We start from the raw sequence: 14,572 nt of genomic DNA on the forward strand, positions 1-14,572 counted from the left end.
GGAGTGAACGGTTATGGCAAAAAACAAAATTGAACGTATCGACCAGGAAATTGAGAAAACCCGTGAGAAGATTGCGGAATATCAGGAAAAGCTCAAGACCCTGGAAGCACAGAAAACGGAGGCAGAGAATCTGGAAATCGTTCAGATGGTTCGTGCGTTACGCATGACTCCAGCACAGCTGAACGCTATGCTTTCCGGTGGAATGAACCACGGCAGAGATACAGCACTGTCGGAATCAAATAATCAGGAGGCTACCGCTTATGAAGAATAAAAGAATTTGCAAAACACTTTCCGCCCTTTGCTTGACAATGGTTGTGGCATTTGGCTTTACGATCCCTGCTTTCGCACAGGGGTCAGAACAGGCTCCGGCGGCACCGGCAGAGGATTCTACCAATGACAGCAATGTGATTGTAGAAGAAACAGAACCGGCACCGGCACTTACACCAGATGGCAATGCCGCTCTGGTGGATGATTTTGGTGGCAATAAGCAGCTCATTACCGTTACCACCAAGGCTGGCAACTATTTTTACATTTTGATCGACAGGGCTAATGAGGATAAAAAGACTGCTGTTCACTTTCTGAACCAGGTGGATGAAGCGGATTTGATGGCATTGATGGAAGATGAAAATGTCAAAGAGGAGCCGGCTGCTGTGTGTAGCTGCACGACAAAATGTGAAGCAGGGGCAGTCAATACGGCCTGCCCGGTCTGCGCAACTGATAAGAGTAAATGTACGGGCAAAGCACCGGAACCTCCGGCAGAAACATCGGAGCCGGAAAAAGAGAAGCCTGCCGGATTGAACCCGGCTGCGCTGGCCCTTTTGCTGGCTCTGCTTGGTGGCGGTGGCGTATTTGCCTACTCGAAGCTCGTTAAGAATAAGCCTAAGACCAAGGGCAATGACAGTCTGGACGATTATGATTATGGCGAGGAAGATTCCGAGGAATGGGAAACCGAGGATGAGGAGTCGGACGAACCGAATGCTGACGGGGGCAGCACAGAAGAAGATGATGAGGACAGTGTGAAATGACCCGTTTCACAGACAGCCCCTACGAACGCATGATGACACGCAGGCCGGAGGGCGGGAAGGAAACTTCCCGTCCTCCTTCTTTACCCCACAGCCACCCCTGCTATGGTTGCGGGAATTATGGAAGACCCTGCGTAGGTATCTGCCATCGAGAGATGGAACGCTGGCTTAAAGAAAGGAAACGAAAAAAATGAGTGTTCTGATTATATTTATCAAGCTGATTGCTGTTTTTGACCTGCTGGTGATTGCCGTGTATTTTGGCGGCGATATTTTTTCTACTATGTTAAACAAATTTCGGAGAACGCCAAAGCAAGATGCCCCCCTTGATTTCTCCTTAGATACCGTGACCGTTTCATTGTCCATAGATTCTATCCGTCAGCTTTATTCCGGTGACGCGGCAGATTTTGTGAAAGAAAAGATCCTGCCAAATGTGGAGAAAACAATGGCCGTGCTGACGGAACAAGAACAGACGGCGGCTCGTCTGCTCTTATCCGCTTTGATCGGTTTTCTTGCAGCAGAAGCTCCTATGGATGAACAGAGCTTCCCTATGGTAATGGAACTTTTGAACTGTATGGAGGGGGAAAAAGAGGATGGTTGTCAGGATGCAGTAGATATTTTGTTTGAAGATACCGTCAGCAATACCCACCGTCATGAAGAATATTACAGCAATTATCAACGCTACCAGCTGATGCAGGTGGATAAAACCCATGTCATTTTGGCTTGCCGCATCATCATCAATGACCTGCTGGGGAAACTGTACCGCTATGATTATCGGTTTGGCTATAACCTGCTTTTGGATGAGGAAAACAGCATTGAGAAAAAGCTGCACACGCCTGTGCGAGAAGAATGGGAGGATGAAGATTATGAAACTTGTAATTGCTGAAAAGCCATCAGTTGCCCAGAGTTTGGCGGCGGTGATCGGCGCAAGCGTCCGTAAGGACGGGTATCTGGAGGGCAACGGCTGGCGTGTCAGCTGGTGCGTGGGCCACCTGGCCGGTCTTGCGGATGCAGACAGCTATGACCCAAAGTATGCCAAGTGGCGATATGATGATCTGCCTATCCTGCCGGAACATTGGCAGATGATGGTGGGAAAAGATAAGAAAAAGCAGTTTGATATTCTCAAAAAGCTGATGAATGCCCCGGATGTGACGGAAGTGGTAAATGCCTGTGATGCCGGACGCGAGGGCGAGATGATCTTCCGTAGCGTCTATGAGCTGGCAGGTTGCAAGAAGCCGATGAAAAGGCTCTGGATTTCTTCGATGGAGGACTCCGCCATAAGGAAAGGCTTTGCAAACCTGCGCCCCGGTGCGGACTATGACGGACTTCGGGATGCTGCCCTCTGTCGTGCCAAGGCCGACTGGCTGGTGGGGATCAATGCCACAAGGCTTTTTTCCGTGCTGTACCACCGCACCCTCAATATCGGGCGCGTGATGTCCCCAACGCTGGCACTCATTGTCCAGCGAGAAGCTGAGATCGACACCTTTAAGCCGGTTCTCTTTTATACCGTGGCGCTGGAGCTGGCCGGTCTTACCGTATCCGGGGAGCGTATGGCGGATAAGACCGCTGCCGAGCAGCTGAAAGAAGCCTGCCAGGGTGCAGCTGTCACAATCAAAAAGGTGGAGCGCAAGGAAAAGTCAGAAAAGCCGCCTGCTCTCTATGACCTGACTACTCTGCAAAGAGATGCCAACCGCCTGCTTGGATTTACAGCCCAGCAGACCCTGGACTATCTGCAAAGCCTGTATGAAAAGAAGCTCTGCACCTATCCCCGTACTGACAGCCGCTATCTGACCAGTGATATGGCAGACAGCCTGCCGGTGCTGGTGAATCTGGTTGCCAATGCTATGCCGTTTCGCAAAGGAATCGCCATTACCTGTGATCCGCAGACGGTAATCAACGATAAGAAAGTAACCGACCACCACGCAGTAATCCCTACCAGAAATCTCAAGGATGCAGACCTTTCTGCCCTTCCTGCGGGAGAAAAAGCGGTGCTGGAGCTGGTGGCCCTGTGTCTGATGTGCGCCGTAGCCCAGCCCCATATCTATTCGGAAACCGTTGTGATTGCAGCGTGTGCCGGTGGGGAGTTTACCACAAAAGGAAAAACAGTGAAGCACCCCGGATGGAAAGCACTGGAGGACGCTTATCGTGCCAAAATGAAGGATACAGAGCCGAAAAAAGAGGGCGTAGAGAAAGCCCTGCCGGAGCTGACCGAAGGACAGACACTTTCGGTTTCTGCGGCAATCGTCAAAGAAGGCAAAAGCAGTCCGCCTCAGCACTTTACGGAGGACACCCTATTGTCCGCAATGGAGACTGCCGGGAAAGATGATATGCCAGAGGATGCTGAGAGAAAAGGTCTGGGGACACCGGCCACCCGTGCCGGTATTTTGGAAAAGTTGGTATCTGCCGGTTTTCTGGAGCGAAAAAAGAACAGAAAAACGGTGCAGCTTCTTCCTTCCCACGATGCAGTATCCCTTATCACGGTGCTGCCGGAACAACTGCAATCGCCGCTTCTGACTGCCGAGTGGGAGTACCGCCTGGGAGAGATCGAGCGCGGGCAGCTTGCCCCAGAGGAGTTTCTGGACGGGATCAGCACCATGCTGAAAGATCTGGTGGGGACTTATCAGGTCATCAAGGGAACTGAGTACCTGTTCACTCCGCCCCGTGAGGTGGTGGGCAAATGCCCTCGCTGCGGCGGTGAAGTTGCAGAACTGCAAAAAGGCTTCTTCTGTCAGAATGATTCTTGCAAATTTGCAATCTGGAAAAACAACAAATGGTGGGCTGCCAAGAAAAAACAGCCGACCAAAGCTGTGGTGTCTGCGCTACTGAACGATGGCTGTGTCCGTGTGACGGGGCTATATTCGGAGAAAACAGGCAAGACCTACGATGCCACTGTGGTTTTGGAGGACGATGGACAGTATGCCAACTTCAAGCTGGAATTTGACCAGCGGAAAGGAGGCAGCCGATGAAGCTCTCTTTAGTGGAACGGGAAACCATTCTCCTCTATAACCAGGCAGAACCAATGGCTGAGGTCTACACCCACGATCCCCGTCTGATGGAGAAGCTGGAACTGCTGGCAAAAAAGCACCCCGACCAGATTACCCGAAAGGACGCCCATAACTTTACTGTCCCCAAGCGGTGTGTATCAGTCCGGGAGCCATACAGCGCCGAGCGTCGCAAAGCTGCCAGTGAGCGTGCGAAAGCTGCCGGATACCAGCCCCCTGTGAGAAAGTCCGGCAGTTAAAGACACATGGCAGAGAATGTATTTGAAGCGGTCAAGCAGTCGGTCAGCACCAGAGAAGCGGCAGAGTTTTACGGGATAAAAGTCAGTCGAACTGGCATGGCCTGCTGTCCTTTTCACGATGATAAGAACCCCAGCATGAAGGTAGACCAGCGATTCCACTGCTTTGGCTGCGGTGAAGATGGGGATGTGATCGACTTTACCGCAAAGCTCTTTGACCTCTCCCCAAAAGAAGCGGCGGAGAAACTGGCACAGGACTTTGGCCTGATCTATGACAGTCAGGCCCCGCCCCGCAGGAGATATGTCCGGCAAAAAAACGAGGCACAGAAGTTTCGGGAGGATCGACAGCGCTGTTATCGCGTACTGTCCGATTACTACCATCTGCTGAAAAAATGGGGGATTGACCATTCTCCCCGGACACCGGAGGAAGAACCGCACCCCCGCTTTGTGGAAGCAATCCAGAAGAAAACCTATGTAGAGTACCTGTTGGACCTTTTTCTTTATGAAAGTGAAGAAGAACAAAGGGCATGGGTTGCAGAACACACAGCAGAAATCACACACTTGGAAAGGAGATTGAAAATCATGGCTGAGAACAAACCCACCAACCGAGAGCGGCTAAGGGAAATCACAGATGGCATCGAGCAGGGGATCAAGGAACTGTTTGAGAGTGAAAAGTATATGCGCTATCTGTCCGTCATGTCCCGCTTCCACCGCTATTCGGTAAACAACACCATGCTCATCTATATGCAGAAGCCGGACGCTACATTGGTAGCCGGATACAATAAGTGGAAAGACCAGTTTGAGCGTCATGTAAAAAAGGGCGAGCATGGCATTACCATCATCGCCCCCACACCGTATAAGAAGAAAATCGAGGAGCAGAAGCTGGACCCAGATACCAAGGCTCCGATTCTGGATAAAGACGGAAAGATCGTTACAGAGGAAAAAGAAATCGAGATTCCCATGTTTCGCCCTGTCAAGGTCTTTGATGTGAGTCAGACCGACGGGAAACCTTTGCCGGAGCTTGCTTCCTCCCTTTCCGGCAATGTGCCAAATTATGAGGCATTCATGGAGGCCCTGCGCCGCAGCGCACCGGTGCCGATTACTTTTGAAGCAATGGCTGCTGATACGGACGGCTATTTTTCTGCTGATCATCAGAAAATTGCCATTCGTCAGGGCATGAGTGAGGTTCAGACGGTTTCAGCCACAGTACACGAGATTGCCCACAGCAAGCTCCATGACCCTAAAAAATATGAAATGCTACCGTCATGGAAGGTTGTGCAGGAGAGTGAAGGTGGAACCAAGCATGATTTCAAGTTGGATTTTACCACAGAAAAAGAAGCCGAACAGTTTGCTTCTGATATGGATTGGCGTTATGTGGACGAAAATCAGTTTGAATGGCGTCTTGCAGTTGAGGAAGATGCAACCGCAGAAAAACAGGCAATCAAAAACCGTCACACGGAAGAAGTGGAGGCTGAAAGCATCTCCTATGCAGTCTGCAAATATTTTGGCATCGAGACAGGAGAAAACAGCTTTGGCTATATTGCCAGTTGGAGTCAGGGCAAGGAACTGAAAGAGTTGAGAGCCAGTTTGGAGTCCATCAACAAAACCTCCGGCACTTTGATCTCCGACATTGAGCGCCACTATAAGGAAATCTGCAAAGAGCGCGGAATCGACCCTCATGCAAAGGTAGAGCCGGAAACCGCCCCGATAGAGCAGCCAGCAGATGCCATTAAGGTATCTGATAGGCTGCCGACCGGCGATCTGACCTACTATGTAGCAGAGTGCATGGAATTTCCAAACCTCGGAGAATACCACGATAACTTGTCTTTGGAGGAAGCTGTCCGCATTTATCAGGAGATTCCAGCAGAGCGAATGAACGGGATCAAGGGCATTGGTTTTGAGCTGAAAGACGGAAGCGACTATGAAGGACCTTTTCCGATTTTGACCGGCCAGACCATTGACCTGGACACCATCCAGGCAATCGACTATTACCGTGATAATCCTCTGGTGCAAAAAGCGGTAAAGGAACTGGCTGCGGCAATGCCGGAAATGGAAGTGCTGGGGGCGGACGCCAACCAGCAGGAGGCTTTGTTTCTGATTGACGATGCCACCTATCTTCATATCCAGTCCTGTGACAGTGGCTGGGAATATACCCTTTACGATGCTGCGTCCATGAAAGAGTTGGATGGTGGTCAGCTGGATATGCCGGAGATTTCCCGCATGAAGGCAGTTTTCCAGATTTGTGATGACAACGATTTGGGCAGAGACTTGGTAAAATACGCACCGTTGTCCATGATTGAGACCTTGCAGGAAACTGCCTACCAGCAGATGCAGACAGAGGCTAGTCAGATGACTGCCTCTTCCCAGCTGCCGGAAGCGCAGGAGCAGGCACTGGATGAATACCCCATGCCGGATGAGCAGGTATCCACACCGGATATGCAGGAATATGGCTACTCCTATGATGGGATGCTCCCTGTTACCAGAGAACGGGCGCTGGAACTGGATGCCGCCGGTTTGACCGTCTATGTGCTGCATGAGGACAATACGGAGAGTATGGTGTTTGACCCGCAGGAAATCATGGATCATGGCGGTCTTTTCGGTGTGGACCATGAGGAATGGGAGAAAAGCCCTCAGTTCCACGAAAAGGTCATGGAGCGTCAGGAACATCAGCAGGAACGCGAACAGGCATTTCTCTCCCAGAACAGAGATTGCTTTGCCATCTATCAGGTAAGTCGTGACGATCCGCAGAATGTGCGCTTTATGAATCTGGACTGGTTAAAGTCCCATAACATTTCCATAGACCGCAGCAATTATGACCTCATTTACACAGCTCCTCTGAGGGAGTCTGGCACTGTGCCGGAGCAGCTGGAAAAACTCTATCAGCAATTCAATCTGGAAAAGCCCGTGGACTTTCACAGTCCCTCCATGAGCGTCAGCGACATCGTTGCGATCAGACAGGACGGTGAGGTATCCTGTCATTACTGTGACAGTGTTGGTTTTACCCAGATCCCCGGATTCCTGCCAGAAAACCCGCTGAAAAATGCGGAAATGATGCTGGAGGACGATTACGGCATGATCGACGGTATCATCAACAATGGCGCAAAAGAACCTACGGTGACAGAGCTGGAACAGCAGGCCCGAAGCGGTCGGCCCATTTCCCTCATGGATTTGGCTACCGCTGCTCATCGGGAGGAGAGGGAAAAGAAAAAGTCCATCATGGAGCAGCTGAAAAGCCAGCCCAAGGCAGAACACAAAAAGACAGCACCCAAAAAGAGTGCGGAAAGGGAGATTTGATATGGGAAATTTTACTTTTGAGGAAATGAACCTGATGTGCATTTACAATACCGGCAGCCGCACCGGGCTGATTGACAGTCTGCGTGAGATGCGCGGCGAGCTTTCGCCGGAGGAAACGGAACTGAGGGAACTGACCGACAGCGCCCTTACGAAGCTCTGTGCGATGACCGATGAGAAGTTTGCCGAACTGGAGCTGTACCCGGATTTTGACCAGTAAATTTATCGTGTAAAAAATATAGTGAGAGAAATTGTCTGACGGATAAGCGATTTCTCTCACTTTCATCACAATATCCCACTATACTTAGAGAGATGGATGAAGTATAATCTAAGCAACAAACGATAATTTGAGGTGGAAATATGGCATCAAGCAAGGAATACTTAGAGTTTATTTTAGGGCAGCTATCTGAGTTAGAAGAAATTACTTATCGAGCTATGATGGGAGAATTTATTATTTATTATCGTTGCAAGATTGTAGGCGGTATCTATGATAATAGATTACTTGTTAAACCAGTAAAATCAGCAATTAGTTATATGCCAACAGCTCCGTATGAATTGCCCTATGAGGGAGCAAAAGAGATGTTATTGGTAGATGAAGTTGATAATAAGGAATTTTTGACAGGTTTGTTTAATGCGATGTATGATGAACTGCCAGCCCCAAAACCGAAAAAGAAGAAATAAACAACTTGCAGTTTGTTTGTGCATTGATGATTATCTTGAACTTAGGAGGTGTTTAATGAAAACGGTTCTTTTACATGGGTTGGGACAAACTGCACAGGACTGGAAAGAAGTAGTCCAACAACTATCAATTTCCGATGTCGATTGCCCAAAACTTTTTTCTTCAGCAGGAGATGAAATATCATATTCGCAGATTTTGGGCGATTTAGAACAGCGGTATTCAGAAGTAAAAGAGCCGCTTCGTATCTGCGGTCTTTCGTTAGGTGCGCTTCTTGCGATTGATTTTGCTATTCGGCATGAAGAAAAAGTGGCTTCGCTGATTTTGATTGGCGCACAATATAAAGTTCCAAGTTTACTGATAGATTTTCAAAATCTTATCTTCCGTTGTATGCCAAACAAGGCTTTTGAAAGTATGGGACTATCAAAAAGCAGCACCATAAAATTGGCTCACTCTATGCGGTCATTGGATTTTACTTCGCAATTAAACAATATTCGTTGTCCAGTGACAATTTTGTGTGGCAAAAAGGATACTGCCAATCTAAAGGCTTCTAAAAGACTAAAAGAATTGCTACCCAAAGCTACTTTGCACATCGTTCCAAATGCAGGACATGAACTCAATAAATATGCACCAAACACGATTGCAGAGATATTAAATAACTAAAATGTAATATTCACAGTTTCACCCAGCAGGAAATCTTTTTGGTTTCCTGCTTTTCTTTTACCCAAAAACCGAAAGGAGGACAGAATACCATGCCAACCAAAGCTGAACTATATGCACAGATGGCGGACAAGGTGGCAACACAGCTCACGGGGAGCTGGCAGGAATGGGCAGGGTTTCTCACCACTGCTTCCCGTCTTTACAAGTACCCGTTCCATGAGCAGCTGATGATCTACGCCCAGCGACCGGACGCCACCGCCTGTGCAGAGTACGATTTGTGGAATGAAAAGATGGGCCGGTATGTAAGACGCGGCTCCAAGGGGATCGCTCTGGTGGACGATTCCGGGGACAGGCCCCGCCTGCGCTATGTCTTTGACATTTCCGACACCGGAACCCGTGAACATTCCCGCACTCCCTGGCTGTGGCAGCTGGAGGAGCGCCATTTGGATTCGGTGCAGGCCATGCTTGAGCGCACCTATGATGTTTCCGGTGATGACCTTGCCGGACAGCTCACCGAGGTAGCCGGAAAACTGGCTGAGGAATACTGGACGGAGCATCAGCAGGACTTCTTCTATATCGTTGACGGTTCCTTTTTGGAGGAATATGATGAGTTTAACATCGGAGTACAGTTCAAGGCAGCAGCCACCGTCAGCATCACTTACGCTTTGATGTCCCGCTGCGGACTGGAGCCGGAACGCTACTTCGACCACGAAGATTTCATGGCAATCTTTGATTTCAATACCCCGTCAACCATCGAGGCGCTGGGAACAGCGGTCAGCCAGATCAACCAGCAGGTGCTGCGGCAGATCGGTGTTACCGTCCGAAATGCAGAGCGCGAAGCCAACCAAGAAAGGAGCAAGCAAGATGAACAATCCCATGACCTACATCCAGAACGGAGACTATCAGATTCCCGACCTGAAGCTGAGCCAGCAGCCGGAGAAACCTCTGGGCAAGTACGGCAGGATGAGGAAAACCTACCTGAAAGAACACCGTCCCATCCTCTACAACCAGATGTTGCTGAGCGAGAAACTGTACCCGCACCTCATCGAGATCGACGAGACCGCCCAGAGCAGGCTGGAACAGATGATGCTCCAGCTGGCGAAGGAAGCGGGAGCCACCGAGGAACTGAAAGCCAGCGATCCCATGAAGTGGGTGGGGCTGATGAACATCTGCAAAGCCCAGGCAGAGGAGATTCTGATGGCGGAGCTTATCAACAGCTGACCCTAAACCTGTTCCTCTCCGAAGCGGAGCAGATCCAATCCATAGATGAAGCAGAGAATGTAGCGCATACATCCTCTGCTTTTTCTTTTGCCCAAAATGATATTGACCATGTGCTGCGTTTGGGAGGCAATACAGATCGTCAGAGGGAGCGTGTGGTTGCAGCCTTTGAAAAGCAAAAAACCACCGCTGAGATTGCTGAGATACTGAAAACGCTGTACCACGGCGGCAACGGCCTTGGCAGCGTGAGCGCATGGTATGCCGAGGATGGTATCCATCTTTCCCACGGGAAGTCTGTCCGTTATGACAGGTCTGCCCAGGTCATTTCCTGGGAGAGTGCCGCAGAGCGCATCGGGGAACTTTTGGAAAGTGGCCAGTTTGCCTCCAATGTGGAGCTTGCAGAAGCGGCAGGCTATGAACGCTCCCTCCTTGCAGAAAAACTTTGGCATCTGTACCACGATTTCAGCGATAAAGCCAGAGATTCCGGGTATCTGTCCTGTCTGTCCGGTATTCAGAGAACCGGGTTCCCGGAAGAAACTGCATGGCTTGCCGAGCAGCTGAGTGACCCGGCTTTCCGCCAAACCCTAAAGGAAGAATACGCTGCCTTCTGGACTGCCTATCAGCAGGACCGTGACCTGTTGCGCTTTCATTACCATAGGCCAATGGAAATCTGGGAGAACCTGAAGGATCTTGACCTGCCACGCAGAACTTTTTCTTCGGACCTTTCCCAAGTGCCAACCGTCCAGCATTTCATTACCGAGGATGAGATCGACGCCGCCATGACCGGCGGCAGCAGTTTTGCCGGAGGAAAAGGCCGTATCTATGCGTTCTTCATGGAAAACCATACGGATAAGGAAAAAGTGAGATTCCTTAAAGACGAGTATGGCATTGGCGGACGCTCTCATGCACTGTCCGGTGCTACACACAGCGGCGAAGATCACGACGGGAAAGGACTGCACTATAAAAAGCAGGACTGCCCGGATGTTCACTTGAACTGGGAAAAGGTTGCCAAGCGCATTACCTCACTTGTCCAGAAAGGCCGCTATCTTACCGAACAGGAACAAGCGCAGTATGACAAGATCCAGGCTGAAAAGGATCTGGCAGAAGAAGATGCCATTCATGCCCAGCAGCCGGAGATAGAGGAAGAAACGCCAAAGCCTACCCTTCGGGAGCAGTTTGAGCAGTATAAGCCTGTGGTGACTGCCGCCATATCTGAGGATGTGGCATATCGAAATGCCTGCGGTCATTCCGACCGTGAAAATGCTGTCATCGAGGGCAATGCCGCTGTGCGCCGTGCGATTCTTGGCTCTAAGGATATGGAGCTGATCCGCCTTTATTCGGATGTGCCGGAGTTCCGCCAGCGTTTGCACCGGGAAGTGATCGACGAAACCTATTCAAAGCTCCATGAGCTTCTGCGCCCTCTTTCTCAGGAGGATATTGACAAAGCTCTCTGTGTTTGGAACGGCAATATCGAGAGTAAACACGCTGTCGTCCGCTATATGAAAGACCATGCAAGAGAGAAGGATACCGCTGCATGGCTGGCTCAGGAATACGGTGGCGGCAACAGCCCGTTCGTTGTCCGTGCCGGAAGCCCGGAGGAAACACAGCTGCCCTGGCCGAAGGTACAGCGCAGGCTTGCCCAGCTTATTCAGGAGGACCGGTTCTATACCGAAGAAGAACAGGATCGTTTTGACAATATCGACCCTATTGCCATCCGGGAAGCTCTGGAGGAAAGAGGGATCGTCAACGGACAGGTGGCAGACCCGGAAAAACTGGACAATGACTCATTTATCCAGCAGGTGATGTCGGATGCCGAGCAGATCGCAGCTGCCGAGACAGAACAGACTTCCGATGTTTCCATTTCCGATGAGGAATATGATGCAGTTCGCCGCCCAACTCCGCAAAGAACCTCCTATGACCCTGCCGCCCCGGTTTATGCCGTGGGTGATACCGTGTATATCGAGGATGACGCTTATCAGATCACCGAGCTGAGGGATGACACCGTACAGCTTCTGCCCACCGGCATGGTATATCCCATCTATCGGGCAGAGCGCAAAGAACAGTTCGAGCAGCTGCTTCGGGCAGACCTCCGCAATGCTTACTATACCGAGTTTCTTCCCATTGACCCGGACAAGGCAGATCAAGACTTGCGGGATGTATTGTCCCATGGACTGATGGATGAAGCAGATAAACAGCAGCTTTCCACGCTACTTCAATCCGGCAGGAGCAACAGTGAGATCGCCTACTGGCTGAGCAGGGCTTATCCTCGTGAGATTGAGACGCTGGATTTGGAGAACGGCGATATTGCCGATTACCGTACCACGACACAGGGCATGGAGCTGGAAGTCATGGATGCAGAGGAAAAGCGTCTGGCTGTGCTGTATTTCCGCTGGGATGAGGTTGCGCCTTTGCTGCGCGGGATGTATGCCCGTCAGCTGGATGGCTTTGGACAAGAACAGCCCCAACCGTCTGCTGAATCCCTGACCTTTCATTCCGAGACCGTGGCAGTCTATCCGGGCGATAAGAACCATCTACCTTATGATGTGGTGGTGGAACGGTTGCATATTGAGGAGCCGGAGCCGCCAGCCCCTGTAACAGAGCCGGAGAAAACCTTTGAGGAAGTGCTGGATGAACACCCGGTTTCCATTCAGGTCAACGGCCAGTGGCAGACCTTCCCCAATGCCAAAGCTGCCGAGGAAGCCTCCTATGAGGAATACAAGGCTAACCTGCGCCGCAATGCACAGAACTTCCGCATTACCGATGAGCATTTGGGTGAAGGCGGTCCAAAAGCCAAGTTCCAGGCAAATGTCAATGCCATTCGTTTGCTGAAAGAGCTGGAATCTGCCGGACAGCAGGCAAGCCCCGAACAACAGGAGATTCTTTCCCGTTATGTGGGCTGGGGCGGTCTTTCAGATGCCTTTGACCCAGAGAAACCGGCATGGGCTTTAGAGTATGCCCAGCTAAAAGAACTGCTGACCCGGTCGGAATATGCCGCCGCCAGAAGCTCCACCTTAAACGCCCACTACACCAGTCCCACGGTAATCCGGGCCATCTATGAGACCGTGGGCCGCATGGGTTTTGAGACCGGCAACATCCTGGAGCCGTCCTGCGGTGTGGGCAATTTCTTCGGTATGCTGCCGGAAGAAATGCGAAACAGCCGTCTGTATGGCGTTGAGCTGGATTCCATCAGTGGACGGATTGCAAAGCAGCTCTACCCCAAGGCCGACATCACCGTGGCCGGGTTTGAGACCACCGACAGGCGAGATTTCTATGACCTTGCCATTGGTAATGTGCCTTTTGGCCAGTATCAGGTTCGAGATAAAGCCTATGACAAGCTGAATTTCAGCATCCACAACTACTTTTTTGCCAAAGCACTCGACCAGGTGCGTCCCGGTGGTGTGGTGGCTTTTGTAACCTCCCGCTATACCATGGACGCCAAGGATTCCACCGTGCGCCGCTATCTTGCCCAGCGTGCCGAGCTGCTGGGAGCGATCCGTCTGCCCAATGACGCGTTCAAAAAGAATGCCGGTGCCGAGGTGGTATCGGACATCATCTTCCTCCAAAAGCGGGACCGCCCGCTGGACATCGTGCCGGAATGGACCCAGACCGGACAGACAGAGGATGGGTTTGCCATCAACCGGTATTTTATCGACCATCCGGAAATGGTGCTGGGCAGACAGGAGCCGGTAAGCACTGCTCATGGTATGGACTACACCGTGAACCCTATCGAGGGACTGGAGCTTTCCGACCAGCTGCATGATGCGGTGAAGTATATTCATGGCACTTATCAGGAGGCAGAGCTGCCGGAGCTGGGCGAAGGCGAAGCCATTGACACCTCCATTCCTGCCGACCCCAATGTGAAGAACTATTCCTATGCCATTGTAGACGGGCAGGTGTACTACCGGGAAAACAGCCGCATGGTGCGCCCTGACCTCAACGCCACCGCCGAAGCCCGCGTGAAAGGTCTTGTGGGACTGCGGGATTGTGTGCAGGAACTGATCGACCTTCAGATGGATGCAGCGGTTCCGGACAGCACCATTCAGGAGAAGCAGTCGGAACTGAACCGGCTCTATGACAGCTTTTCCGCAAAATATGGTCTTATCAATGACCGGGCGAACCGACTGGCCTTTGCCGATGATTCCAGCTACTATCTGCTCTGCGCGCTGGAAGTCATTGACGAGGACGGAAAGCTGGAGCGCAAGGCGGATATGTTCACCAAACGGACCATCAAGCCCCATCAGGCGGTGGCTACCGTGGATACGGCAAGTGAAGCACTGGCGGTGTCTATCTCAGAAAAAGCCTGCGTGGATATGGGCTATATGAGCCAGCTTACCGGAAAAACAAAAGAAGAACTGGCCGGAGAACTGCAAGGCGTGATCTTCCGTGTGCCGGGACAGCTGGAACAGGACGGCACACCCCATTATGTGACTGCTGATGAATACCTTTCCGGCAATGTACGCCGCAAACTGC

At 51.1% G+C, this 14,572-nt stretch carries 12 protein-coding genes and 1 pseudogene; 12 read left to right on the forward strand and 1 reads right to left on the reverse strand.

Annotation, left to right across the window (positions count from 1 at the left end; translation table 11 throughout):
- The first annotated feature begins 13 nt into the window (after positions 1–13).
- From ABCW45_RS16295 to ABCW45_RS16340, 10 genes are all read left to right on the forward strand, one after another.
- Positions 14–271 (forward strand): DUF4315 family protein, encoded by a 258-nt coding sequence (locus tag ABCW45_RS16295; RefSeq protein ID WP_002576231.1) that lies wholly within the window; start codon positions 14–16, stop codon positions 269–271.
- A complete protein-coding gene (locus ABCW45_RS16300) occupies positions 261–1,025 on the forward strand; it encodes a DUF4366 domain-containing protein (protein WP_343221188.1) in 765 nt (254 codons plus the stop codon). Before ABCW45_RS16295 ends, ABCW45_RS16300 begins: the two co-directional genes overlap by 11 nt.
- Positions 1,022–1,216, forward strand: coding sequence for a hypothetical protein (locus tag ABCW45_RS16305; protein ID WP_082923076.1), 195 nt, complete (start codon positions 1,022–1,024; stop codon positions 1,214–1,216). Before ABCW45_RS16300 ends, ABCW45_RS16305 begins: the two co-directional genes overlap by 4 nt.
- A complete protein-coding gene (locus tag ABCW45_RS16310) occupies positions 1,213–1,905 on the forward strand; it encodes a conjugal transfer protein TraG (protein ID WP_343221189.1) in 693 nt (230 codons plus the stop codon). The genes ABCW45_RS16305 and ABCW45_RS16310 overlap by 4 nt, the downstream gene beginning before the upstream one ends.
- On the forward strand, positions 1,886–3,985 hold the full coding sequence (locus tag ABCW45_RS16315; RefSeq protein WP_425518625.1) for a type IA DNA topoisomerase: 2,100 nt from the start codon (positions 1,886–1,888) through the stop codon (positions 3,983–3,985). Before ABCW45_RS16310 ends, ABCW45_RS16315 begins: the two co-directional genes overlap by 20 nt.
- On the forward strand, positions 3,982–4,260 hold the full coding sequence (locus tag ABCW45_RS16320; protein ID WP_118596745.1) for an immunoglobulin: 279 nt from the start codon (positions 3,982–3,984) through the stop codon (positions 4,258–4,260). Before ABCW45_RS16315 ends, ABCW45_RS16320 begins: the two co-directional genes overlap by 4 nt.
- 6 nt (positions 4,261–4,266) lie before the next feature.
- Entirely contained in the window at positions 4,267–7,551 is a 3,285-nt protein-coding gene (locus ABCW45_RS16325) for a YodL domain-containing protein (RefSeq protein WP_343221191.1), read from the forward strand.
- A 1-nt stretch (position 7,552) separates the two neighbouring features.
- Positions 7,553–7,768 carry a transposon-transfer assisting family protein gene (locus ABCW45_RS16330; RefSeq protein WP_003526257.1) on the forward strand — a complete coding sequence of 72 codons (216 nt, stop codon included), beginning with the start codon at positions 7,553–7,555 and terminating at the stop codon, positions 7,766–7,768.
- Between the two features lie 140 nt (positions 7,769–7,908).
- Positions 7,909–8,229: a TfoX/Sxy family protein gene (locus ABCW45_RS16335; protein ID WP_343221192.1), complete on the forward strand. Its 321-nt coding sequence runs from the start codon at positions 7,909–7,911 to the stop codon at positions 8,227–8,229.
- Positions 8,230–8,284: 55 nt separating this feature from the next.
- Positions 8,285–8,887: an alpha/beta fold hydrolase gene (locus ABCW45_RS16340; RefSeq protein WP_343221193.1), complete on the forward strand. Its 603-nt coding sequence runs from the start codon at positions 8,285–8,287 to the stop codon at positions 8,885–8,887.
- 107 nt (positions 8,888–8,994) lie between these two features.
- On the opposite strand, the gene ABCW45_RS16345 is transcribed toward ABCW45_RS16340, so the two are convergent.
- A complete protein-coding gene (locus tag ABCW45_RS16345) occupies positions 8,995–9,594 on the reverse strand; it encodes a hypothetical protein (protein WP_343221194.1) in 600 nt (199 codons plus the stop codon).
- Positions 9,595–9,748: 154 nt separating this feature from the next.
- Here ABCW45_RS16345 and ABCW45_RS16350 point away from each other — a divergent pair, with 154 nt between their 5' ends.
- A complete protein-coding gene (locus tag ABCW45_RS16350; protein WP_343221195.1) occupies positions 9,749–10,105 on the forward strand; it encodes a TnpV protein in 357 nt (118 codons plus the stop codon).
- Between the two features lie 242 nt (positions 10,106–10,347).
- Positions 10,348–14,572: pseudogene (locus ABCW45_RS16355) on the forward strand (SNF2-related protein); the annotation flags it as partial.

Source organism: Pilosibacter fragilis, assembly GCF_032490495.1.
GTDB classification, from domain to species: domain Bacteria; phylum Bacillota; class Clostridia; order Lachnospirales; family Lachnospiraceae; genus Pilosibacter; species Pilosibacter fragilis.

Bases quoted from the DNA above. Each gene is read 5' to 3' on its own strand.
- ABCW45_RS16295 (WP_002576231.1), top strand. From the start codon at position 14: ATGGCAAAAAACAAAATTGAACGTATCGACCAGGAAATTGAGAAAACC.
- ABCW45_RS16300 (WP_343221188.1), top strand. From the start codon at position 261: ATGAAGAATAAAAGAATTTGCAAAACACTTTCCGCCCTTTGCTTGACA.
- ABCW45_RS16305 (WP_082923076.1), top strand. From the start codon at position 1,022: ATGACCCGTTTCACAGACAGCCCCTACGAACGCATGATGACACGCAGG.
- ABCW45_RS16310 (WP_343221189.1), top strand. From the start codon at position 1,213: ATGAGTGTTCTGATTATATTTATCAAGCTGATTGCTGTTTTTGACCTG.
- ABCW45_RS16315 (WP_425518625.1), top strand. From the start codon at position 1,886: ATGAAACTTGTAATTGCTGAAAAGCCATCAGTTGCCCAGAGTTTGGCG.
- ABCW45_RS16320 (WP_118596745.1), top strand. From the start codon at position 3,982: ATGAAGCTCTCTTTAGTGGAACGGGAAACCATTCTCCTCTATAACCAG.
- ABCW45_RS16325 (WP_343221191.1), top strand. From the start codon at position 4,267: ATGGCAGAGAATGTATTTGAAGCGGTCAAGCAGTCGGTCAGCACCAGA.
- ABCW45_RS16330 (WP_003526257.1), top strand. From the start codon at position 7,553: ATGGGAAATTTTACTTTTGAGGAAATGAACCTGATGTGCATTTACAAT.
- ABCW45_RS16335 (WP_343221192.1), top strand. From the start codon at position 7,909: ATGGCATCAAGCAAGGAATACTTAGAGTTTATTTTAGGGCAGCTATCT.
- ABCW45_RS16340 (WP_343221193.1), top strand. From the start codon at position 8,285: ATGAAAACGGTTCTTTTACATGGGTTGGGACAAACTGCACAGGACTGG.
- ABCW45_RS16350 (WP_343221195.1), top strand. From the start codon at position 9,749: ATGAACAATCCCATGACCTACATCCAGAACGGAGACTATCAGATTCCC.